Source organism: Erythrobacter sp. R86502 (assembly GCF_042466465.1).
In the GTDB taxonomy this organism is placed as follows: Bacteria; Pseudomonadota; Alphaproteobacteria; order Sphingomonadales; family Sphingomonadaceae; genus Erythrobacter.
In genome coordinates this window covers 2,022,575-2,044,119 of record NZ_JAXHCJ010000001.1, presented here as the reverse complement: position 1 = coordinate 2,044,119, position 21,545 = coordinate 2,022,575, and the positions used below count along the sequence as shown (strand labels likewise).

The window sequence follows — 21,545 nt, the reverse complement described above, 5'->3', positions numbered from 1 at the left end:
TGACCCGGCCGCCTTTTTTGTTGGTGGTGGCACCAGAACGGTCGCGATAGCGACCGCAAGGCCACGCGGCCGCCCCGCAGGTGCTCAAGCCAGCAGGGCTTGAACAGCGCCGAGGACGTGCCCGCGGAGGCGGGCACGCTCACATAGAACGCGCAATCAGCATCTTCATGATCTCGTTCGATCCACCATAGATGCGGGCGATGCGGGTGTCGCGGTACATGCGGGCGATCGCATAATCGTTGATATAGCCTGCGCCGCCGTGGAATTGCAGGCACTTGTCGACCACTTCGCTCTGCAATTCGGTCACCCAGTATTTCGCCATGCTGGCGGTGGCGACATCGAGCTTGCCTTCGAGCAGTTTGGCGATGCAATCGTTCACGAACACCCGCGCCGCGGTGCCGCGGGCCTTCAAATCGGCGAGCACGAACTGCGTGTTCTGAAAGTCCCAGATCGTCTTGCCGAAGGCCTTGCGGTTCTTGACATATTCGACCGTCACATCGAGTGCCTTTTCGATGCCCGAAATGGCGTTCATCGCGATCACCAGGCGTTCCTGCGGCAGTTCGCCCATCAACTGGTAGAACCCGCGTCCTTCGACACCGCCGAGCAGATTGTCCGCCGGAATGAACACGTTGTCGAAGAACAGTTCACTGGTGTCCTGCGCATCGAGCCCGATCTTGTCGAGCTTTTTGCCGCGCGCGAAGCCTTCGGCGCCATCGGTTTCGAGCAGGAGCAACGAAATGCCCTTGGCGCCTTCGGCCGGATCGGTCTTGGCGACGACGATGATGAAGTCCGCCAGCTGTCCGTTGGAAATCCAGGTCTTCGACCCGTTGAGACGGTAGCCGTTGCCATCCTTCAGCGCCGTGGTTTTGATCGACTGAAGGTCGGAGCCGGCATCAGGCTCGCTCATTGCAATCGCGCTGACGAGATCGCCGGCGACGAGACGCGGCAGGTATTTCTGCTTCTGCTCCTCGGTGCCGTGGCGGACCAGATAGGGCAGGATGATGGTGTTGTGGAGGCTTGCGCCAAAGCCGTCGACGCCGTGCTTGCCCTGCTGGTCGATCACTACCATGTCATGCCGGAAATCGCCGCCGTGGCCGCCAAATTCGGTCGGCACCGAGACACCCAGCAGGCCGGCTGCGCCCGCCTCGCGCCAGAATTCGCGTTCCACCATCCCGTCTTCGCGCCATTTTTCGACCCGCTTCTGCGGCGCATGCTGCGCGTAGAACTTGCCGACAGCGTCGGCGAAGATGGCGATTTCTTCTTCTTCCATGAAGGCCGGCTGCGGCACATCGATGACAGGCATTGTTCTCTCTCCTCGTGATCCCCCGGTGTGCGGTGCATCTCTCCTCGCACCGCACACCAACGCGTTCTTACTTGCCGGTCCAGTTGGGTTTGCGCTTTTCGGCAAAAGCGGCTGCGCCTTCGCGCGCATCGTGGCTGACGAACACCGGACCGATCAGCGCGCCCTGTTTGGCGTAGCGATCTTCCATCGCCCATCCGCGCGATTGCTTCATCACCTGCTTGGATACCTTTACGGCGAGCGGGCCATTGGCTGCGATCTTGGCCGCCAAAGCCTTGGCCCCGTCCAGCGCCGATCCTTCGGTCACTTCGTTGATCAGGCCGAGGCTGTAGGCACGATCGGCCCCGATAAATTCACCCGTCAGCGCTAGTTCCAGCGCGATGCGTTCGGGGATCTGGTCGGGCAGCATCATGACGCCGCCCGCTGCGGCAACAAGACCGCGCTTCACTTCGGGGATACCGAACTTGGCGTCCTTGTGCGCGACCACGAGGTCACACGCGATCATCAGTTCAAGCCCGCCAGCCAGCGCATAGCCTTCCACCGCGGCGATCAGCGGCTTGGCAGGCGGGGCTTGCACCACGCCGCCGAATCCCTTGCCCTCGACCGACGGGCTTTCGCCGCGCAGGAAACCTTTCAGATCCATGCCCGAACAAAACGTGCCGCCTGCGCCGGTGATGATCGCCACGCGCAGATCGTCGTCAGAATCAAGCCGCTCCATCGCGGCGGCGATTCCTTCGGCAGCGGCCTTGGTCATCGCGTTCTTGGCTTCAGGGCGGTTGATCGTGACGATGAGGACGCCGTCCTCCACTTCAGTCAACACGTCGGGTGCGGTGGTGTCGCTCACAGCTTCTCTCTCCTGTCAAAAATGTGATTGCATTTTGAAACGCAATTCTTGTGCGAGTGGTGCAGTGGGTTTACCAACCCGTCAACCGCAATTTCAGAATGACGGAAAAGAGAGAGGATCACCATGGCAGAGGCTTACATCATCGACGCAGTGCGCACGCCGCGCGGGATCGGCAAGCAGGGCAAGGGCGCGCTGGCGGCGGAGCACCCGCAGCATCTGGCGGCAACGGTGCTGAAGGCGCTCAAGGAGCGCAACAATCTCGACACCGCCACGGTCGACGATGTGATCTGGTCGGTCTCGACGCAGGACGGGATGCAGGCGGGCGACATGGGCCGGATGGCGGCGCTCGACGCGGGCTTCGACGTCACTTCGTCGGGCACCACGCTCGATCGCTTCTGCGGTGGCGGGATCACCAGCGTCGCGCTGGCGTCCGCGCAGGTGATGAGCGGCATGGAAGATTGCGTCATTGCAGGCGGCACCGAAATGATGAGCCTTACCGCCGCGATGAGCCAGGAAAAGATGCGCGCCGGGATCAAGCCGCCGATGATGGGCAGCTACAACGAACGGCTTCAGGCCGTGCATCCGCAATCGCACCAGGGCATCTGCGGCGATGCGATCGCGTCGAAGGAAGGATTCACCCGCGAAGAGTTGGACGAGGTGGGCTACCGTTCGCAGCAGCGTGCGGCCGAGGCGATAGCAGCCGGGCGGTTCGACAAGTCGGTGGTGCCAGTGGTGGCGGATGATGGCACCGTGCTGCTCGACCGCGACGAATATCCCCGCCCGCAGACCACCCGCGAGGATCTGGCCAATCTGCAACCGGCTTTCCCCAAGATCGCCGATGTGCCGCTGGACGACAAGGGCACGACCTTCCGCAAGCTGATCAACCACAAGTATCCCGATCTCAAAATCGAGCACTTCCACCATGCCGGCAACAGCTCGGGCGTGGTCGATGGCGCGGCAGCGGTGCTGATTGCATCGAAGGATTATGCACAGAAGCACGGGTTGAAGCCGCGTGCGCGGATCGTCGCCACCGCCAACATGGGCGATGATCCGACGCTGATGCTGAACGCTCCGGTTCCCGCCGCGAAGAAGGTGCTGGCCAAGGCGGGGCTGACCACCGACGACATCGATCTGTTCGAAATCAACGAAGCCTTCGCGGTCGTTGCCGCCAAGTTCGTGCGCGATCTCGATCTCGATTGGGACAAGGTCAACGTCAACGGCGGCTCAATTGCGCTCGGCCACCCGATCGGCGCGACAGGCTCGATCCTGATCGGCACGATCGTCGACGAACTGGAGCGCCGGGGCGGGCGCTACGGCCTCGTCACGATGTGCGCGGCGGGCGGCATGGCCCCGGCGATCATCGTCGAGCGGGTCGACGGCTTTGTCGACTGAGGTTGCTGACACCACCCCGGTCATCATCGGGGTGGGGCAATATTCGGAGAGGGTGGGCGAGCCCGGCTATGCCGCCCTCTCCTATATGGACCTTGCGGGCCGCGCGCTGGCAGAGGCGATTGCGGATAGCGGGGCAAGCGGCGATGTGGCTGGCGCCATCGAAACCCTTGCCGCGATCCGCGCCTTCGAAATGTCGCGGCCTGACAGAACGCCGCCGTTCGGCGCGGCGGACAATGTCCCGCGCGCAATTGCCAGGCGGGTCGGCGCCAATCCCGCGCGCGCGATCCTGACCACCACCGGCGGGCAGACCAACCAGCAACTGGTGGGCGAGTTCGCGCAGGCCATCGCAGGCGGCGCCAGCCAGTGCGCGGTGATCGTCGGCAGCGAGGCGATCTCGACCGTGCTGGCGCTCTCGGCCAAGGGTGAGGCCCCCGACTGGTCGGAGGACGTGCCCGGCGATGTCGAGGATCAGGGCTTCGGGGTCGAGGAATTGCTGGAGCCCGCGCTGATGGCCCACGGCGCGATCGGGGCCATCCCGCTCTATGCCCTCGCAGAGAACGCGCGGCGGCACCGGCTCGGATTGGGACTGGAGGAATACCGCCGCGAAATCGGCAAGCTGTTCGCGCCTTTCACCAAGGTCGCGGCGGCGAACCCCCATTCCGCCGCGCCGGTTGAGCGCACGGCGGAGGAGCTCGCCACCGTCACCGACCGCAACCGCATCGTCGCGGAACCCTATCCGCGCATGACCGTGGCGCGCGATCAGGTGAATCAGGCGGCTGCGGTGATCGTCGCCAGCGCGGGTCTCGCGCGCGAGTTGGGCGTTCCACAAGACAAGTGGGTGCACATCCACGCCGTCACCGCCGCGACCGAGCTGAAGCTCTCGCAAAGGCCCGATCTGGCGGGCAATCCGGCCTCGCTCGCATCCGTCGATGCGGCGCTGGCGCGGGCGGGGAAGTCGATTGCCGACATCAGCTACATCGACTTCTATTCCTGTTTCGCCATTCCGGTGTTCAACCAGTGCGACCATTTCGGCCTCTCGGCGGACGACCCTAGGGGCCTGACGCTGACCGGGGGCTTGCCGTTCTTTGGCGGGGCGGGGAACAATTACTCGGCCCACGCCATCGCCGAAGCGGTGGAGCGCGTGCGGGCGGATCGCGGCAGCTTTGCACTGGTGGGGGCGAACGGCGGCTGGATGAGCAAATATGCGACCGGCATCTATTCGACCGAACCTGCGGATTGGAGCGCAAATGACCGCTTTGCCGTACTGCCCAAACCATCGGGCGCAGTCCCGTTGTGCGCAGAACCGGTGCCCAGCGCGGTGGTTGAAACCTACACGATCAACCACACCGCAAAGGGCGCCGAAGCGATTTTCCTGGGACGCTGCGACGCAGGCGAACGGGTGGTCGGAAACGCCGATCTGTCTGACCCGGCCACTGCCGCAGCCTTTAACAGCGGCGAACCGTTCGGACAGCGGCTCACCCTGACGCAGGATGAGCGCGGGCGAACGGTCGGGCGCCTCGCCTGACCTTGCAACTTGCGGCGCATTGGGGTAAATGGTTTCAATTGAAACTAAATGCCTGTGAGAGGGCCTGTAAAAGGGAACGCCACCATGAACGCGCTGACCAGCAACGCTTCGGCAAACGACCTGTTCGAAAACCCTGCCGGACTGGACGGATTCGAATTCGTCGAATTCTGCGCGCCGCAGAAAGGCATGCTCGAACCTGTTTTTGAAGCGATGGGCTTTACCCGTGTGGCGCATCACCGCTCGAAGGATGTCGATTTGTGGCGGCAGGGCGGGATCAACCTGATTGCCAATTACGAACCCAAAAGCGCTGCCTGGTATTTCGCGCGCGAACACGGCGCGTCGGCCTGCGGGATGGCGTTCCGGGTGCGCGATGCGGCAAAGGCCTATGCGCATCTCCTGGAAAAGGGCGCCGAACCTGTCGCCAATGAACCCGGCCCGATGGAATTACGCATCCCGGCGATCCGCGGTATCGGCGGCGCAATCCTGTATCTGGTCGATCGCTATCAGGGCGCGGGCAATGATCTGACAATCTACGACATCGATTTCAAATATCTTCCCGGCGTCGACAGGCATCCGGTAGGCGCGGGCTTCCACACCATCGATCACCTTACCCACAACGTGTATGGCGGACGGATGAAGTACTGGGCCGATTATTACGAGACCCTGTTCAACTTCCGCGAAATTCGGTTCTTCGACATCAAGGGCGAATATACGGGCCTCACCAGCAAGGCGCTGACCGCGCCCGACGGCAAGATCCGCATCCCGCTCAACGAAGAGGGTGAAGGCGGCAAGGGCCAGATCGAGGAGTTCCTGCGCGCCTTTAACGGCGAGGGCATCCAGCACATTGCGCTGATCTGCGATGATCTGCTGGCCTGCTGGGATCGTCTGCAAAAACTCGGCGTCCCCTTCATGACCGCGCCGCCTGCGGCCTATTACGCGATGCTGGATGGCCGCCTGCCGGGCCACGGCGAGGATGTAGACGCGCTTCAGATGCGCGGCATCCTGCTCGACGGCACGACGGAAGGTGGCAACCCCCGCCTGCTGCTGCAAATCTTTGCGCAGGCACAGGTCGGCCCGGTGTTCTTCGAATTCATTCAGCGCAAGGGCGATGACGGTTTTGGCGAAGGCAATTTCAAGGCGCTGTTTGAAAGCATCGAGCGTGATCAGATCGAACGCGGCGTGCTGACCGCAGGGGAGCCAGCGGTATGAGCGCGCACCCCGTCCAACTTGGCGGGATCCACCACGCCGCCTATCGCTGCAAGGATGCCAAGGAAACGGTAGAATGGTACGCCCGCGTGCTGGGCATGACCTACACCACCGCCTTTGCCGAGGACCACGTGCCCTCCACGGGCGAGTACGATCCCTACATGCACATCTTCCTTGATGCGGGGAACGGCAACATCCTCGCCTTCTTCGAACTGCCCAACCAGCCTGAAATGGGCCGCGATGCCAACACTCCGCAATGGGTGCAGCACCTGGCGCTGAAGGTGCCTTCGGAAGATGCGTTGCTCGCGGCGAAGGCGCATGTCGAGGCGCAGGGCATCGACGTGCTTGGCCCGACGCACCACGGCATCTTCAAATCGATCTATTTCTTCGATCCCAACGGCCACCGGGTCGAACTTGCCGCTGATATCGGCACGGACGAACAATATGCCGAACTCGCCCGCGTTGCGCCGGTCATGCTCGAAGAATGGTCGCAAACCAAGAAAGCGCCGCGCCACGCCGATTGGCTGCATGAACTGGCACGGGCCGAACACGCCGCCGCCAAGGATTGACCCTGCAGGTCAGGCTTCGCTGTCGGCATCATCGGGCATCGTCCCCGGCGGGCGTCCCCGCCGGGGCGTTTCGCTTTGCGCCACCTTCATTCCGCGCCGCGCCAGCGCCTCGCGCAGCAGCACCTCAATCTCGGCGTTGACGCTGCGCAGTTCGGCATCCGCCAGGCGTTGAATGGCTTCGTGCAGCGCGGGATCGAGGCGCAGGGGAAAGGCTTTCTTGCCAGGCATCGATCAGTAGAGCGAACCTGCGTTGATCACAGGCTGGGCTTCCTGTTCGGCGCACAGCACGACCATCAGGTTTGACACCATCGCTGCGCGGCGCTCGTCATCCAGTTCAACCACGCCCTTTTCGCTCAGCATGTTGAGCGCCATCTCCACCATCGACACTGCACCTTCCACCAGCTTGGCACGCGCCGCGATCACCGCTTCGGCCTGCTGGCGGCGCAGCATCGCGCTGGCGATTTCGGGGGCATAGGCAAGGTGGGTGAGGCCGCATTCGTCCACAGTAATGCCAGCCACGGCCAGTCGTTCGATCAGCGCTGCGCGCAGTTCGATCCCGACTTCTTCGTGATTGCCGCGCAAGGTAACTTCAAGATGCTCGATATCGTCATAGGGATAACGCGACCCGATCGACCGCACCGCGGCCTCCATCTGCGCCATCACGAATTCGCGGTAGTCGTCGACATCGTACAGCGCCTGCGCAGTGTCAGTAACCCGCCACACGACTTGGGCTGCCATTTCGATCGGATTGCCGCGCGCGTCGTTGACCTTGATCTTTTCGCTGATGACGTTGTTGGCGCGCACCGCGATCTTGCTGCGGGTAAGCCACGGCAGCACCCAGCGCAGCCCTTCAGTCCGGTCGGTGCCCTTGTAGGCGCCGAACAGCTGGATCGCCGCTGCCTCGTTCGGGTTGATCATGTAGAACCCGCACAGGATCAGCAGGCCCACCACAGCCGAAGCGATGGCCGCAATCACCATCAGCCCGTTCTTCGCTTCGCCGCCCACCCCGGCAACAAACATCCAGATGGCCAGCACCACCAGCGCCAGACTGACCAGCAACATCACGTAACCGCTCTGCGTCGAAGCCGGGATTTCGCGACTGCGATTAAGAGCATGGGTTTCAGCAAGGGACATGACGAATCTCCGTAAGCGATATAATTATGATATCGTATTTATATCAGAAGCCATACCCGTCAAGCCAATCCGGCAGAGTGCGATTGCCCGCAATGCGCGGCGTCGCGGCGCGGATGGATCGATGCTTGTCATAGCCCGGCCCAAAGGCGTAAACACTGACACGCGCAGCCGCGTATCCCGGGGGGGAGATCACACGCCTATGTCCGAAAGCCTGCCTGCCCGTATTGGCCTTAGCTGGCAGCCGCATCTGGCGCTGGGGATTACCGGTCACCGCGCGTCCAACCCATCATATTGCACGCATCACGCGGCCATCGCCGATGCGTTGGGCGCGCTGTTTGCGCGGATCGAGGCGATCGCCGATCATCTGCCGGGCGCACGCGGTGCGGTGCGACTGCATAGCCTGCTGGTGGACGGAACCGATCAGGTTGCTGCCGAACTGGCACTGGCTCAGGGCTGGGAACTGGCGGTTCCGATGCCCTTCGGCGCGGCGCTCAACTGTGCAATCAACGCGCATCCCGAAACCCTTGCAGACGCCGATGCGCTGCTTTCCGGCCGCGCCGCACAGAACCCTTTGGTTGAAGCGCGCGCAGCGGCGATCCGCGCGGTCACGCAGCGTGCGTGTCTGTTTGCTTTGGCTGACCGCGATGAAGCGGTCGAAACGCTGTGGCGGGCGGTGATCGCGCGCCCGGAAGATCGCGCCGCGATCCGCAGTTTCGAGGCGCTGGCATCGGACAATGTCGCGCTGGCAGGGCGCTTGATGATCGAACGGACCGACCTTGTCATCGCGGTGTGGGACGGCAAGGTATCCAATCTGCCGGGCGGCACGGGGCACACGGTTGTCACGGCGTTGATGATGGGCACGCCGGTGCTGCTGATCGACCCGGCTGCCCCTTCGGCGTGGAGAATTCTGGCCCGGCCCGAGGAACTGGCCCAGCCCGCACCGGGCTGCGCGCCCGATGTGGACCGGCTTGAAACAATCATTCGGGCTGCGGTCGTGGTGGATGGCTGGAGTCCGGACATGCTCGCCAGCGAAAAATGGCGACCGCGCAGCTCGCGTGCTTTCGGGTTCTACCGCCGGATCGAGCGGGTGTTTGGCGGAGGCGGGCGCGTGTTCGGATCGCTCAAGACCACATACGAAGCGCCCGACGCCGTCAGCGCCGGAAGCGGCGCGGATGTGATTGCAGCGGCCCGAACCATGCCGGGTGGTGATCCGCAGGTGGCCCGCGATCTGGCCGATGATGTCCTGCCAATGTTCACCTGGGCCGATGGCATCGCCTGCCGTCTGGCCGATGCCTATCGCAGCGGGATGTGCGTGAATTTCGTGCTTGCGGCGATGGCGGTCATAATCGGTATCGCGTTTCTGCCGGCCGGACTGGCCGAGTTCAAATGGGCATTTGCGCTGGCCGAACTGATCTTGCTGTCCGGCATATTGGCGGTGACGGCGGCAGGCTCGCGGCTAGGGTGGCATCGGCGCTGGTTTGCGATGCGCCGCGTGGCGGAATATCTGCGCCATGCGCCTGCGTTGCTGTTGCTCGGCGTGGCACGGCCCACCGGACGCTGGGCACGCAGCGGTGGCGGGGCCGAATGGCCCGAACATTTTGCCCGCCATGCCTTGCGCGATGTGGGCTTGCCGCAGGTCAGCGTCACGCGCGAATATCTGCGTGCGGGACTGACAGACACAGTGTTGCCGCATGTCGCAGGCCAGCGCGCCTATCATGAGGAAAAGTCACTGCGGCTGAAGCGTGTGCATCACCGGCTCGACAAGGCCGCTGGCGCCTGTTTCGTCCTCGCGATCGTGTCGGTTACGGCCTATCTTGCCATCAAGGGCGCGGGGCTGGCGGGACTGGTGCCCAAGACACTGGCCGCCGACGTTTCGCCGTTCTTCACCTTCTGCGGGGTCGCTTTTCCGACGTTGGGTGCGAACCTGGCCGGCATCCGCTATTTCGGCGATTTTGAACGCTTTGCCGCGATCTCGCAGGTGGCGGCCGAAAAGCTGCGTGAGATTGAAACGCGCATCGCGCTGCTGCTGTCAGGCGCGCCTGCCGCGCTGACCTATGCGGCGACCGCCGATCTGGTGCACGCGCTTGACGAAGCCGTGGTCGAGGAAATCGAAAGCTGGCAGGCGGTATTCGGCGCCAAGCATATCGCGCTGCCCGCCTGATCGGGCGAAATCTTCGATAACGGCTGGCTTGCCGGTGACGTCAGCCCAGCAGCATCACGTTCATCAGTCGGCCCGGGATCATGAAAGCGGCAATGCCCGGGATCATCAAGGCTGTCAGATAGGTGACAATCAGATGCCGCTTGTGCGCCTGAATGTCGCCGCGCCGTGCGGTAGCTACCACCTTCCACGCGGCGTGAAAGGTTATGGGTACAAACAGGTGGATCCAGCTAAACCCGCCTGAAGACTGGATGAAGATCGCCGATGTGGCCGTGATCAGCATCAACACCAGCCAGACCTTGCCAAGCCGCTTGTGCATTGCCGTCCCCTTTCTTGCCAGCAATAGCCAGCCCCCCAGCGGGACGGTGGGCAACACAGCGGCGACATGGATGATAATGGGGAGCTTGGCGTAGTGGTGGAGGGTCTCGACCATTCCCAGCGATGCCTTGCCCAAAGCGATCAGTATCGCAAAACTCATGGTGAAGCACGCGAGGCTGACAGCGGTACGCTGCGCCGGACCTATGTCGAACTGTGCAGCGGGCCGTGTTGCAGCGGTGCTACGGCGGGCGGTAAAAGCGAGCGGTATGGCGGTCATGGCGGATCTCCTTGGCGGCAGGTAATCGGTTGCTGCGGCCCATGATGACGCTGCACGATCTGCGAGCAACGCCGGATGCGCCAACCGCCTCTGTCATGCGCGAATTGTTGTGCGAGAGCGCGCGCTGCCACTTTACGAAGCGCGAATGGACAGGCACCTATTGCGGCATGATACAGCCCCATGCCTCGCATCGTCCGATCCTGCGCCGGATCGTTATCGATCTGTCGGTCATGGTGGCGATCGGGGTGTTTCTGGGTGTGATCGCGCCGTTCGGTAGTATCGATGTCGCGCTGCCGGTGCGGGTGGCCAGCTGGACCGGCTTTGCACTGCTCGGCTACATCTTTTACCGCCCGATGGACGCTTTCGCCGCGTGGGCGCACCGCACGCTGGATTTGCCGCGCTGGGCGCTTTTGGTCGGAACCTGCGCGCTGGCGACTTTCCCGATGTCCTTTGCCATCATCGCGATCAACAGCTTGCCCGAAGCGCCGGTTTGGCCCGGGCTTGAATCAGCGACGGCGACCTATTTTTCAGTTTTTGTGATCGGCGGTGCGATTACGGCGTTCTTCAATCTGGCAAAGCCCGGCTACAGCGCCGCCGCCATTCCGGCGGCCATGCCCACGCCGCACCCCATGCCCGCGCCGATGCTCTCACCGGTTTTTGCGCCGACGATCCAACCGGCTGTGATACCAACGCCGCCCCCACACCCGCTGCTCGACCAAATTCCCCCGGACCTCGGCAGTGATATCATCGCGCTGGAGATGGAAGATCACTATGTCCGCGTCCACACCGTGCTCGGATCGGCGCTTGTGCTGATGCGACTGCGCGATGCGATTGCCATGTTGGGCGATCTGGAAGGGATGCAGGTGCATCGCAGCTGGTGGGTGGCGCGCGGTGCGGTGGAGGATGTGGCGCGTGAGGGGCGCAATATCCGACTTCGGCTGGCCCGCGGGGTCGAAGCACCAGTCGCCCGCGCCAATGTTGCCGCACTGCGCGACGCACGCTGGATCTGATCGCACACGAAAAAGGCCCCCGGTATTGTGACCGGGGGCCTTTCGTATGTCAGGCGATCAAGGCTCAGTGGTATTTGGCCCAGCGCACATCGAAGCGGTCTGCGTTCATCACCTTGTTCCAGGCCGAGATGAAGTCGCACACGAATTTGCCCTCGTTCCCGTTCTCGGCATAAACCTCAGCCTGCGCGCGCAGGATCGAGTTCGATCCAAACACCAGATCGGTGCGGGTCGCGCGCCACTTTTCTGCGCCGGTTGCACGGTCGGTGGCGACGTATTCTTCGTCACCGCTGTCATCGACAGGCGCCCACTTGGTGTTCATGTCGAGCAGGTTGCGGAAGAAGTCGGGCGTCAGCTTGCCCGGCGTTTCGGTCAACACCCCGATCCGGTGCCCATGTTCGGCATGATCGCTGACCGCGCCCAGTGCCCGCATTCCGCCAACCAGCACAGTCAGTTCCGGGATCGACAGGCCGAGCAGATGTGCCCGGTCGATCAGCATCTCCTCGGTCCGCACCTGAGCCTTGGTCTTCAGGTAATTGCGGAAACCGTCGGCAAACGGTTCCAGCGGCTCGAAGCTTTCAGCGTCGGTGTGCTCCTCGGTCGCATCGCCGCGCCCGCCCAGGAAGGGTACGGTCACGTCATGCCCGGCATCGCGCGCGGCCTTTTCGACTGCCGCATTGCCCGCCAGCACGATCGCATCGGCCATGCTCAGCTGACCACGATGCGCTTCGATGGTATCGAGCACTTTGCCCAGCTCTTCCGGATCGTTGACCGCCCACGACCGCTGCGGTTCCAACCGGATGCGCGCACCATTGGCGCCGCCGCGATGGTCCGAATTGCGATAGGTCGAGGCCGACGCCCAGGCCGCCTTGACGAGCTCGCGCACACTGAGGCCACTGTTCAGGATCGCATCCTTGAAGCGGGCGACTTCGGCGTCCGAGGGCGTAGTGCCTTCAGGAACCGGGTCCATCCAAATCAGCGTTTCTTGCGGCACTTCGGGGCCGAGATACTTGACCTTGGGGCCCATATCGCGGTGGCACAGCTTAAACCACGCACGCGCAAAGGCATCGTCCAGCGCCGCCTGATCGTTCAGGAACCGCTCGGAAATCTTGCGATATTCCGGATCACGCTTCAGCGCCATGTCGGCGGTGGTCATGATCGTCGGTACCTTCTTCGAAGGATCGCGCGCGTCGGGCGCCATGTCTTCGGGATCGGGATTGATCGGCGTCCATTGATGCGCACCCGCGGGCGATGTCACCAGCTCGAAGTCATACTTGAACAGCAGGCGGAAATAGTCATTGCCCCATTGGGTAGGGTTGGGTGTCCACGCGCCTTCGATGCCCGAAGTGGTGATATTGCCCTTTTCGATTTCTTCGGCGTCGTTCAACCAGCCGAAGCCCATCAGGTGCAGGTCTTCGCTTTCGGGCGCGCCGCCGAAGCTATCGGCCGGGTGTGCGCCGTGGCACTTGCCGAATGCGTGACCGCCTGCGGTGAGCGCGACGGTCTCTTCGTCGTTCATGGCCATGCGGGCAAAGGTTTCGCGCATGTCGCGGGCCATGCCTTCGGGGTCATGCGGGTTGCCCTGCGGTCCTTCGGGATTAACGTAGATGAGGCCCATCTGGATCGCGGCGAGCGGGTTTTCCAGTGCACGGCCCTCCTTGGGGTGGATGCGGGTGGGGACGTTTTCGTTGACCCACTGTTCCTCGGTGCCCCAGTAGACGCTCTCCGGCTCATAGACGTCGGCACGGCCGCCGCCGAAGCCGAACACCGGCCCGCCCATCGATTCGATCGCGACATTGCCGGTGAGGATGAACAGGTCGGCCCAACTGATGTTCTTGCCGTACTTCTGCTTGATCGGCCACAGCAGGCGGCGTGCCTTGTCGAGGTTGCCGTTATCGGGCCACGAATTGAGCGGCGCGAAGCGCTGCTGACCGCTATTCGATCCGCCGCGCCCGTCGCCGGTGCGATAGGTGCCGGCCGCGTGCCAGGCCATGCGGATGAAGAACGGGCCGTAATGCCCGTAATCGGCCGGCCACCAAGGCTGGCTGTCGGTCATCAGCGCGGTGAGATCGGCTTTCAACGCATTGTAATCCAACGCGTTGAACGCTTCGGCATAGTCGAAATCTTCGCCGTAAGGGTTCGCGCTCTGCCCGCGTTCGGTCAGAATATCGACCTGCAACGCCTGCGGCCACCAATCACGATTGGTGCGGCCCAGCAGGTTGCGCATATCGGTGCTGCCGTGGAAGGGGCAACCGCCGCTTATATCTCCGGTCTTTGCGTCCATGATGTGTCTCCTCTCGGGGTTCAGACTCGCGCCTGCGCGCGTAGCCTATGATGAGAGAATGACGCTTTGCGGATGGTGCGTCCAATCGATTAATGCGGAAGGTTTGATTGAGTGAGGCGATCAGTTGACGAGTGCGGCAAACGAAAACGGGCTCCCGAAAGGGAGCCCGCAAGGCCGACTGGCCGCCCGCAGCGACGCGACCTTCAGGTCGCGTGAGCGAGGAAGCGCGCCCGCGAAAGGCGGGCGCGCCCGAACTAATTAAGCGGCCTGTGCGATTTGTTCGGCTGGCTCGTTACGGATCAGGAAATCGAACGCGCCCAGACCTGCCTTTGCGCCTTCACCCATCGCCACCACGATCTGCTTGTGCGGGACCGTGGTACAATCGCCCGCGGCATAGATGCCGGGGATGCTGGATGCGCCGTGATCGTCGGTGACGATTTCACCGTGCTTCGACAGTTCGAGGCCGGTCTCGCGCAGCCATTCGGTGTTGGGGACAAGCCCGATCTGGACGAACACGCCTTCCAGCGCGATGCGGCGTTCCTCACCGCTGGCGCGGTCTTTCACCACCATGCCGTTGACGCGGGTGCCATCGCCCAGAACTTCGGTGGTCTGGCCGTTGATGATGATCTCGACGTTGGGCATCGAACGCAGCTTGCGTTGCAGCACTTCGTCCGCGCGCAGCTTGGTATCAAACTCCACCAGCGTGACATGGCCGACGATCCCGGCAAGGTCGATCGCCGCTTCGACGCCCGAATTGCCGCCGCCGATCACGGCGATACGCTTGCCCTTGAACAGCGGACCGTCGCAGTGCGGGCAGTACGCCACACCCTTGTTGCGATATTCCGCTTCGCCCGGCACGCCGAGATTACGCCAGCGGGCACCGGTCGACAGGATCAGCGAACGCGCCTTGAGGCTGGCGCCGTTGTCCATCACGACTTCATGGAAGCCGCCCAGTTCGCTGGCGGGCTTGAGTTCGACGGCGCGGGCAAGATCCATCAGATCGATTTCGTATTCGCCCACGTGCTTCTTCAGGCTGTCGGTCAGCTTGGGCCCTTCGGTGTACGGCGTGCCCGGCAGGTTTTCGATGCCCAGCGTGTCCATCAACTGGCCGCCAAAACGTTCGGCGGCTATCCCGGTGCGGAAACCCTTGCGCGCGGTATAGACCGCCGCCGAAGCCCCGGCAGGGCCGCCGCCGACGACAAGCACTTCAAAGGGTGCCTTGGCAGCAAGCTTTTCAGCCTGCTTGGCACCAGCGTTCTTGTCGAGCTTTGCAAGAATTTCGGCAAGTTCCATCTTGCCGTTGTAGAAGCTTTCGCCGTTGAGGAAGGTCGCGGGCACGGCCATGATGTCGCGGCGCTCCACCTCGTCCTGAAACGTGCCGCCTTCGATCAGCGTTGCGGTGATGCGCGGGTTTTCCAGCGCCATCAGCGTCAGCGCCTGCACCACGTCGGGGCAGTTGTGGCAGCTGAGCGAGAAGAACATCTCGAAATTGTAATCGCCTTCAAGCGCGCGGACCTGTTCGATCAGGTCGGCATCAACCTTGGGCGGGTGGCCGCCAGCCCACAACAGCGCGAGCACCAGCGACGTGAATTCGTGGCCCATCGGCAGGCCGGCAAAACGCACCCACTTCTGCGCGTCCGACGCGCGGCGGATGATGAAGCTGGGCTTGCGATCATCGGTGCCATCAAGGCGTGCGGTGACGAGATCGTGCTGCGCGGCGATCTGTTCGATCAATGCACGGGTCTGGCGCGACTTCTCGCTATCGTCGAGCGAGGCGACCAGTTCCACGCCTTCGCGAAGGTTGGCAAGGTAGGTCTTGAGCTGGGCCTGCATGGCGGCGTCGAGCATAATGTCCTCCGGGCGCGGATAATCGCGCGAGAAACGTAGGGAAGCTTGTAAAAAGGTAACGCGGGACCGGATTGCGCTTGCCCCGAAAGGGGGGAAGGGGCGGGCAATTCCGGTCCCGGCTACGACCCGAGGGCTTCAGGGCTCTCGGGATTTGCGATCAGCGAGGAACGAGGGGGAGGGGGAGAGCCCCGCGCTGACCAATTCAGACAGGCTTAGATCTTTCCAACGAGATCAAGCGAGGGGGCCAGCGTGTCGCTGCCTTCTTCCCAGGCTGCCGGGCAGACCTGACCGGGGTTGGCGCGCACATACTGGGCGGCCTTGATCTTGCGGGTCAGCTCGTTGGCATTGCGGCCTACGCCTTCGCAGGTGATTTCCATGATCTGGATCACGCCATCGGGATCGACCACGAAGGTCGCACGGTCGGCAAGGCCCGAATCCTGACGCAGCACGCCGAACTGGTTCGACAGCACGTGGTTCTGGTCACCCAGGAACGGGAAGGTCAGCTTGCTGATCTTGTCCGAATTGTCGTGCCATGCCTTGTGGCTGAAGTGCGTGTCGGTGCTGACGGCATAGACTTCCACACCCATGCTCTGCAGCTGGCTGTACTTTTCGCCCATGTCTTCCAGCTCGGTCGGGCAGACGAAGGTCCAGTCGGCCGGGTAGAAGAAGAACACCGACCACTTGCCGGCGAGGTCTTCGTTCGTGACGTCGAAGAAGTCCTTACCGGCCTGGAAAGCGGTGGCGGTGAAGGGCTGGATGGTTGAACCGATGATACCCATGGGAGTTTGTCCTTTTGTTGGGTTGAGAGGTAGGATGAAACTTGTGATGCCCAGATAAGGTGTTTTGCGCTGCACAAAAGTTGATTGTTGCGATTGCGAAGATCGCTTTTCTCAATCTGTGGCGCGGGAACCGATCGCTTTTATCGAAACATGATGGGGTCCGGTCCTGCTGCGGCGGCCCGTCATAGGGGCCGCCGCAGGGACATTGATTGGTGTCAGGTATTGGCAGCGAAGAACTCGGCCAGATCGGTCTTCAGGCGATCGGTGACGGTGGCGAACACCGCATGGGGTTCATCGGCATATTCGATCAGTGTCGCGCCTTCGATATGCTGCGCTGCTGCACGGCCCGTTGCATCAATAGGAACGGTTTGATCGTTGGTGCCGTGGATGACCAGCGTGGGAACCTTGAAGTGCGGCAGATCGGGGCGGAAATCGGTGTAGGCAAACGCCGCCGCTGATTGCAGCGTGGCATATTGCGATGCCTTCATCGTGGTCAGCCATGCCCAGTGCCGTTCTTCGTCGCTGACCTGCGTACCCGGGCCGCCGACACCAAAGAAATCCTTGAAGAAGCCGGTGAAGAACGCGCGGAAATCGTCCTTCATGCCCTGCGTCATCTCTTGGAAAGTCGCGTCGGGCACGCCATCGGGATTGTCATCGGTCTTGAGCATGTAGGGCACGACCGAACTGACCAGCGCGGCGGCCGTGACGCCCTTGCCGCCATGGCGGCTCATGTAGCGAGCGATTTCCCCGCCCCCCATCGAGAATCCGGCAAGCGCAATGTTGTCGGTCAGCCCGAGATGCGCGATCAGATCGGCAAGATCGTCACTGAAGGTGTCGTAATCATACCCGCCGGGCGCGTGATCCGACGCGCCGAATCCGCGCCGGTCATAGGCGATGGCGCGCATGCCGTTTTCGGCCAGATGCATCATCACCGGATCCCAGCTGTCGGCCGACAGGGGCCAACCGTGGATCAGAATGACCGGGCGGCCTTCGCCCAATTCCTTGAAACGGATCGCGGTATCATCACGGGTTTTGAATTGCGGCACGCGGCAAACTCCTTGCTTGTAAAAACCTTTCATGGGGAAAGGTCACAAGGAGGCTTTAGGTTCCGTCAGATCAGCGCAGCGCTGCAACGGGCCAAGGCGTTATTGCACGCACTGCCCGCTTTCTTGCCGACTACCGCTTACGCTATTTGAGCGCGGTGCAGCAGCTTGTGGTCCGCCAGCACCAGCGCCATCATTGCCTCGACCACCGGCGTGCCGCGCAGGCCGACGCAGGGATCGTGGCGGCCCTTGGTGACCACCTCGACCGCCTCGCCCGCCGAATTGATCGACTCCACCGGGGTCAGGATCGACGAGGTCGGCTTGAACGCCACCCGGCACACCACCGGCTGCCCGGTCGAGATGCCGCCCGCGGTGCCGCCCGCGTGGTTGCTGGCATATTCCGGCTTGCCGTCCGCGCCGGGTCGCATCCGGTCGGCGTTCTGTTCGCCGGTCAGGCGTGCGGCTTCGAAGCCGTCCCCGATTTCAACGCCCTTGACCGCGTTGATGCTCATCATCGCGGCGGCCAGATCGCTGTCGAGCTTGGCATAGATCGGCGCGCCCCAGCCTGCGGGCACGCCTTCCGCCACGCATTCGACAATCGCGCCGAGTGAGGAACCGGCCTTGCGCGCCGCATCGACCTTCTCTTCCCAGCGCTTGGCCGCGGCGGGGTCGGGGCAGAAGAAGGGATTGTTGGCAATCTCGCTGTATTCGATATTCGCGGGGTCGATCCGGTCGCCGCCCAATTCGCACACGTAGGCGGTGATGGTGACTTCGGGGATCACCAGCCGCGCCACCGCGCCCGCCGCGACCCGTGCCGCGGTCTCGCGCGCCGATGAGCGCCCGCCGCCACGATAATCGCGGATGCCGTATTTGGCGTCATAGGCGTAATCGGCATGGCCCGGGCGGTATTGCTGGGCGATTGCGGAGTAATCCTTCGACCGCTGATCGGTGTTCTCGATCATGAGCGAGATAGGCGTCCCGGTGGTCTTGCCATCGAACACGCCCGACAGGATGCGCACGATGTCATCCTCGCGCCGCTGCGTGGTGAAGCGGCTGGTGCCCGGCTTCCTCGCATCCATGAACGGCTGGATGAAGTCCTCGGAGATGGCCAGCCCCGGCGGGCACCCGTCGACCACCGCGCCCAGCGCAGGCCCATGACTTTCGCCCCAAGTGGTAAAGCGCAGCGCGCGCCCGAAGGTGTTCCAGCTCATGGGTCAGGTTCCTTACCGCAATTGCGCCGCGTGTCGAGAAGGCGCAGATTTCCTACATGCTGCAGGTTGGTTAGGCAGATGCCATGTTCGGCTGCGCTATCTCTTGGGTGTCCTATGATGCAGGGGCGGCAAAAGGGAGGCGGTTTTTGTGTTCCTGGACAGTGTCTCATGTGTCTCCAACACCGGCGCAGCAAGTTGCGGAAAGGGCCAAGCCCGCTCTGGCTTTAGGCCGATGGATGCGGCAAGGAACAAACCATGATTGCAAAGCTATCCGGCAGGCTCGACAGCACGGGCGAGGATTGGGCCATCGTCGATGTCGGCGGGGTGGGCTATCTCGTCTGGTGCTCCAGCCGCACGCTTGCCGCGCTGGGATCGGTGGGTGAGTTCTGCACCGTCCATACGCAGATGCAGGTGAGCGAGACCGACATGCGCCTGCTGGGCTTTGCCGAGGCATCCGAGCGTGACTGGTTCCGGCTGCTAACCGGCGTGCAGAGCGTGGGCAGCAAGGTGGCGCTGGCGATCCTCTCGGCGTTGTCGACCGGTGAACTGCGCGAAGCGTGCGGCAAGGGCGATGCCGCGATGGTGACACGCGCCAATGGCGTGGGGCCGAAACTGGCGGCGCGGATCGTCAACGAATTGAAGGACAAGGCCGGCGGGATGCCGGGCGGCGGCGGCGCCTTCGCCGTGGGCGCAGCGGCTGCTCCTGCAGGCAGCGTCGGCGCAGACGCTGCGAGCGCGTTGGAGAACCTCGGCTTCAAGCCCGCGGTCGCAGCGCAGGCGGTGGCGCGGGCGCTCGAGGAACTGGGCGAGGGCGCAAGCGAAGGCGACCTGATCCGCGTGGCGTTGAAGAAGGCGGCATCCTAGGAGGACTTACTATGCGTATCGCAATGACCATCGCCCTGGCGTTCGTCGCCACGCCGCTCGCCGCGCAGGATACGAGCGCATTCAAACCCGGACCGGTGCTGACCGAATTCGGCGCGCACGCCCCTGTGCCGGGGATCGAGAGCCTCCCCGCGGACGCCCAGTTCGCTGTCGCTTTCGACGTCAGCACCCCGGCGGGTGAGAGTGGACCGAATCGCGGCTTCGACAGCGCGGCGCGGTTCCTCAACATGCACGTGGCCCACGGCGTGCCGCAGGAGAACATCCGATTGGTGGTGGTGGTGCATGGCAAGGCCGCGCTCGAATTGCTGACCAACGCCGCGCACGCCGCCAACCCACGTTCGCTTCAGGGCGACAACCCCTCGGCCAATCTGGTGGAAGCGTTGCTGGCGGAAGACGTGCGCTTCATCCTGTGCGGGCAATCGGCGGCGGCTTATGGCATCAAGCCCGCAGACCTGATGCCGGGCGTGGAAATGTCGCTTTCGGCCATGACGGCGCACGCGCTGTTGCAGCGCGATGGCTTCACGGTGAACCCGTTTTGAGCGAGCCCGTCCCCCTCCACGCACCCACGCGCCAGCCCGGCGACCAGGACGCGGCGCTGCGCCCGCGCCGCCTCGCCGAATTTGTCGGGCAGGAAGCGGCCAAGGGCAACCTCGCCGTCTTCATCGCGGCCGCACGCGCGCGGGGGGAGGCGATGGATCATACGCTGTTCTTCGGCCCCCCCGGCCTCGGCAAGACCACGCTGGCGCAGATCATCGCGGGCGAACTCGGCGTCGGCTTTCGTGCAACCTCCGGCCCCGTCATCGCCAAGGCTGGCGATCTGGCCGCGCTGCTGACGAACCTCGAACCGCATGACGTGCTGTTTATTGACGAGATTCACCGCCTTTCCCCTGTGGTCGAGGAAGTGCTCTACCCCGCGATGGAGGACCGCGCGCTCGATCTCATCATCGGGGAGGGGCCGTCGGCGCGCAGCGTCCGCATCGACCTGCCGCCCTTCACGCTGATCGGGGCGACCACGCGGCAGGGTCTGCTGACAACGCCGCTGCGCGACCGTTTCGGCATCCCTGTCAGGCTCAACTTCTACACCCATGCCGAGTTGGAGCGTGTCGTCACCCGCGCGGCCGGGCTGCTCGGCCTCGCGATCCAGCCCGATGGCGCGCACGAAATCGCCCGCCGCTCGCGCGGTACGCCGCGTGTGGCGGGGCGCTTGCTCCGGCGCGTGCGCGACTTTGCCGATGTCGCAGGGGCGGCCAGCGTCACCCGCCATGTCGCGGATGAAGCGCTGACCCGCTTGGAGATTGACCGGCTCGGTCTGGATGCGATGGACCGCCGCTATCTCACCATGATCGCCACCACCTACAAGGGCGGACCCGTCGGGATAGAAACGCTGGCAGCGGGCCTTGCTGAACCGCGCGACACGGTGGAGGAAGTGGTCGAGCCCTACCTCATCCAGCTCGGCCTGATCGCGCGCACGGCGCGGGGCCGGGTGCTGAATGATGGTGGCTGGGCGCATCTGGAGATGACCCCGCTCAGAGAATCGCCCCCCAGTCAGGCGGGTTTGTTCGAAGACTGATCCCGTGCTCAACCTTAACGCATTGACTAACAAGACCCTCGTTTTCGGTGCCAGTTCGGGACAGCGAGCCTGAAAACCGGCGGTTCGCAAGCGATTCCGCGGTGTCTGATGCGCAAGCCATAGTTAATCGCATTGCCCGCCAGCGCCTTCTGACTTCAAAAGAACTCTGGATTTGAAGGAGGCGCGGGCAGTCCGCAT

At 63.4% G+C, this 21,545-nt stretch carries 19 protein-coding genes; 9 read left to right on the top strand and 10 right to left on the bottom strand.

What is annotated here, in order from left to right; genetic code table 11:
* Positions 1–139: 139 nt before the first annotated feature.
* Positions 140–1,303, bottom strand: a complete 1,164-nt coding sequence (locus tag SJY33_RS09785) for an acyl-CoA dehydrogenase family protein (RefSeq protein ID WP_379922574.1) — start codon at positions 1,301–1,303, stop codon at positions 140–142.
* Between the two features lie 67 nt (positions 1,304–1,370).
* Positions 1,371–2,144: a crotonase/enoyl-CoA hydratase family protein gene (locus SJY33_RS09780; protein ID WP_379922573.1), complete on the bottom strand. Its 774-nt coding sequence runs from the start codon at positions 2,142–2,144 to the stop codon at positions 1,371–1,373.
* A gap of 123 nt (positions 2,145–2,267) precedes the next feature.
* On the opposite strand from SJY33_RS09780, the gene SJY33_RS09775 reads away from it, so the two are divergent.
* The 4 genes from SJY33_RS09775 (at position 2,268) to SJY33_RS09760 (ending at position 6,836) form a co-directional block, all read left to right on the top strand.
* A complete protein-coding gene (locus tag SJY33_RS09775) occupies positions 2,268–3,536 on the top strand; it encodes an acetyl-CoA C-acetyltransferase (protein ID WP_379922572.1) in 1,269 nt (422 codons plus the stop codon).
* Positions 3,526–5,061 (top strand): acetyl-CoA acetyltransferase, encoded by a 1,536-nt coding sequence (locus SJY33_RS09770; RefSeq protein WP_379922571.1) that lies wholly within the window; start codon positions 3,526–3,528, stop codon positions 5,059–5,061. The genes SJY33_RS09775 and SJY33_RS09770 overlap by 11 nt, the downstream gene beginning before the upstream one ends.
* Before the next feature lie 84 nt (positions 5,062–5,145).
* Complete coding sequence (gene hppD, locus SJY33_RS09765; protein ID WP_379922570.1) at positions 5,146–6,270, top strand: 4-hydroxyphenylpyruvate dioxygenase; 1,125 nt, start codon at positions 5,146–5,148, stop codon at positions 6,268–6,270.
* Positions 6,267–6,836: a VOC family protein gene (locus tag SJY33_RS09760; protein WP_379922569.1), complete on the top strand. Its 570-nt coding sequence runs from the start codon at positions 6,267–6,269 to the stop codon at positions 6,834–6,836. The genes hppD and SJY33_RS09760 overlap by 4 nt, the downstream gene beginning before the upstream one ends.
* Positions 6,837–6,845: 9 nt before the next feature.
* Here the strand turns inward: SJY33_RS09760 and SJY33_RS09755 are convergent, their stop codons facing one another.
* Together SJY33_RS09755 and SJY33_RS09750 are read right to left on the bottom strand one after the other, a co-directional pair.
* Positions 6,846–7,064, bottom strand: coding sequence for an Arc family DNA-binding protein (locus SJY33_RS09755; protein WP_379922568.1), 219 nt, complete (start codon positions 7,062–7,064; stop codon positions 6,846–6,848).
* Positions 7,065–7,067: 3 nt separating this feature from the next.
* The gene (locus tag SJY33_RS09750) at positions 7,068–7,970 is read right to left on the bottom strand and encodes an SPFH domain-containing protein (protein ID WP_379922567.1); all 903 of its coding nucleotides are present in this window, start codon (positions 7,968–7,970) and stop codon (positions 7,068–7,070) included.
* Between the two features lie 199 nt (positions 7,971–8,169).
* Between SJY33_RS09750 and SJY33_RS09745 the strand changes: the two genes are divergently transcribed.
* Complete coding sequence (locus SJY33_RS09745; RefSeq protein WP_379922566.1) at positions 8,170–10,131, top strand: hypothetical protein; 1,962 nt, start codon at positions 8,170–8,172, stop codon at positions 10,129–10,131.
* 40 nt (positions 10,132–10,171) lie between these two features.
* Here SJY33_RS09745 and SJY33_RS09740 read toward each other — a convergent pair whose 3' ends face one another.
* Positions 10,172–10,723: a DUF2306 domain-containing protein gene (locus SJY33_RS09740; RefSeq protein WP_379922565.1), complete on the bottom strand. Its 552-nt coding sequence runs from the start codon at positions 10,721–10,723 to the stop codon at positions 10,172–10,174.
* 11 nt (positions 10,724–10,734) lie between these two features.
* Here SJY33_RS09740 and SJY33_RS09735 point away from each other — a divergent pair, with 11 nt between their 5' ends.
* Positions 10,735–11,733 carry a LytTR family transcriptional regulator DNA-binding domain-containing protein gene (locus tag SJY33_RS09735; RefSeq protein ID WP_379922564.1) on the top strand — a complete coding sequence of 333 codons (999 nt, stop codon included), beginning with the start codon at positions 10,735–10,737 and terminating at the stop codon, positions 11,731–11,733.
* A 64-nt stretch (positions 11,734–11,797) separates the two neighbouring features.
* Here the strand turns inward: SJY33_RS09735 and katG are convergent, their stop codons facing one another.
* From katG to aroC, 5 genes are all read right to left on the bottom strand, one after another.
* Positions 11,798–14,014: a catalase/peroxidase HPI gene (gene katG, locus SJY33_RS09730; RefSeq protein WP_379922563.1), complete on the bottom strand. Its 2,217-nt coding sequence runs from the start codon at positions 14,012–14,014 to the stop codon at positions 11,798–11,800.
* Between the two features lie 258 nt (positions 14,015–14,272).
* Positions 14,273–15,862, bottom strand: coding sequence for an alkyl hydroperoxide reductase subunit F (ahpF, locus tag SJY33_RS09725; RefSeq protein WP_379922562.1), 1,590 nt, complete (start codon positions 15,860–15,862; stop codon positions 14,273–14,275).
* A gap of 212 nt (positions 15,863–16,074) precedes the next feature.
* Positions 16,075–16,641 carry an alkyl hydroperoxide reductase subunit C gene (gene ahpC / locus SJY33_RS09720; protein WP_379922561.1) on the bottom strand — a complete coding sequence of 189 codons (567 nt, stop codon included), beginning with the start codon at positions 16,639–16,641 and terminating at the stop codon, positions 16,075–16,077.
* Positions 16,642–16,856: 215 nt separating this feature from the next.
* Positions 16,857–17,687, bottom strand: coding sequence for an alpha/beta fold hydrolase (locus SJY33_RS09715; RefSeq protein WP_379922560.1), 831 nt, complete (start codon positions 17,685–17,687; stop codon positions 16,857–16,859).
* Positions 17,688–17,824: 137 nt separating this feature from the next.
* Positions 17,825–18,895, bottom strand: coding sequence for a chorismate synthase (aroC, locus tag SJY33_RS09710; RefSeq protein WP_379922559.1), 1,071 nt, complete (start codon positions 18,893–18,895; stop codon positions 17,825–17,827).
* A 255-nt stretch (positions 18,896–19,150) separates the two neighbouring features.
* On the opposite strand from aroC, the gene ruvA reads away from it, so the two are divergent.
* Genes ruvA through ruvB form a run of 3 tightly spaced genes read left to right on the top strand, consistent with a single transcriptional unit; the run spans position 19,151 to position 21,347 of the window.
* On the top strand, positions 19,151–19,759 hold the full coding sequence (ruvA, locus tag SJY33_RS09705) for a Holliday junction branch migration protein RuvA (protein ID WP_379922558.1): 609 nt from the start codon (positions 19,151–19,153) through the stop codon (positions 19,757–19,759).
* Between the two features lie 11 nt (positions 19,760–19,770).
* Complete coding sequence (locus SJY33_RS09700; RefSeq protein WP_379922557.1) at positions 19,771–20,316, top strand: DsrE family protein; 546 nt, start codon at positions 19,771–19,773, stop codon at positions 20,314–20,316.
* Positions 20,313–21,347, top strand: coding sequence for a Holliday junction branch migration DNA helicase RuvB (gene ruvB / locus SJY33_RS09695; protein WP_379922556.1), 1,035 nt, complete (start codon positions 20,313–20,315; stop codon positions 21,345–21,347). The genes SJY33_RS09700 and ruvB overlap by 4 nt, the downstream gene beginning before the upstream one ends.
* The last annotated feature ends 198 nt before the right edge of the window (positions 21,348–21,545 follow it).

What these genes read in the sequence shown, in the direction of transcription:
- SJY33_RS09785 (WP_379922574.1), bottom strand. Translation starts at nt 1,303, where the DNA reads ATGCCTGTCATCGATGTGCCGCAGCCGGCCTTCATGGAAGAAGAAGAA.
- SJY33_RS09775 (WP_379922572.1), top strand. Translation starts at nt 2,268, where the DNA reads ATGGCAGAGGCTTACATCATCGACGCAGTGCGCACGCCGCGCGGGATC.
- hppD (WP_379922570.1), top strand. Translation starts at nt 5,146, where the DNA reads ATGAACGCGCTGACCAGCAACGCTTCGGCAAACGACCTGTTCGAAAAC.
- SJY33_RS09760 (WP_379922569.1), top strand. Translation starts at nt 6,267, where the DNA reads ATGAGCGCGCACCCCGTCCAACTTGGCGGGATCCACCACGCCGCCTAT.
- SJY33_RS09755 (WP_379922568.1), bottom strand. Translation starts at nt 7,064, where the DNA reads ATGCCTGGCAAGAAAGCCTTTCCCCTGCGCCTCGATCCCGCGCTGCAC.
- SJY33_RS09750 (WP_379922567.1), bottom strand. Translation starts at nt 7,970, where the DNA reads ATGTCCCTTGCTGAAACCCATGCTCTTAATCGCAGTCGCGAAATCCCG.
- SJY33_RS09745 (WP_379922566.1), top strand. Translation starts at nt 8,170, where the DNA reads ATGTCCGAAAGCCTGCCTGCCCGTATTGGCCTTAGCTGGCAGCCGCAT.
- SJY33_RS09740 (WP_379922565.1), bottom strand. Translation starts at nt 10,723, where the DNA reads ATGACCGCCATACCGCTCGCTTTTACCGCCCGCCGTAGCACCGCTGCA.
- katG (WP_379922563.1), bottom strand. Translation starts at nt 14,014, where the DNA reads ATGGACGCAAAGACCGGAGATATAAGCGGCGGTTGCCCCTTCCACGGC.
- ahpF (WP_379922562.1), bottom strand. Translation starts at nt 15,862, where the DNA reads ATGCTCGACGCCGCCATGCAGGCCCAGCTCAAGACCTACCTTGCCAAC.
- ahpC (WP_379922561.1), bottom strand. Translation starts at nt 16,641, where the DNA reads ATGGGTATCATCGGTTCAACCATCCAGCCCTTCACCGCCACCGCTTTC.
- aroC (WP_379922559.1), bottom strand. Translation starts at nt 18,895, where the DNA reads ATGAGCTGGAACACCTTCGGGCGCGCGCTGCGCTTTACCACTTGGGGC.
- ruvA (WP_379922558.1), top strand. Translation starts at nt 19,151, where the DNA reads ATGATTGCAAAGCTATCCGGCAGGCTCGACAGCACGGGCGAGGATTGG.
- SJY33_RS09700 (WP_379922557.1), top strand. Translation starts at nt 19,771, where the DNA reads ATGCGTATCGCAATGACCATCGCCCTGGCGTTCGTCGCCACGCCGCTC.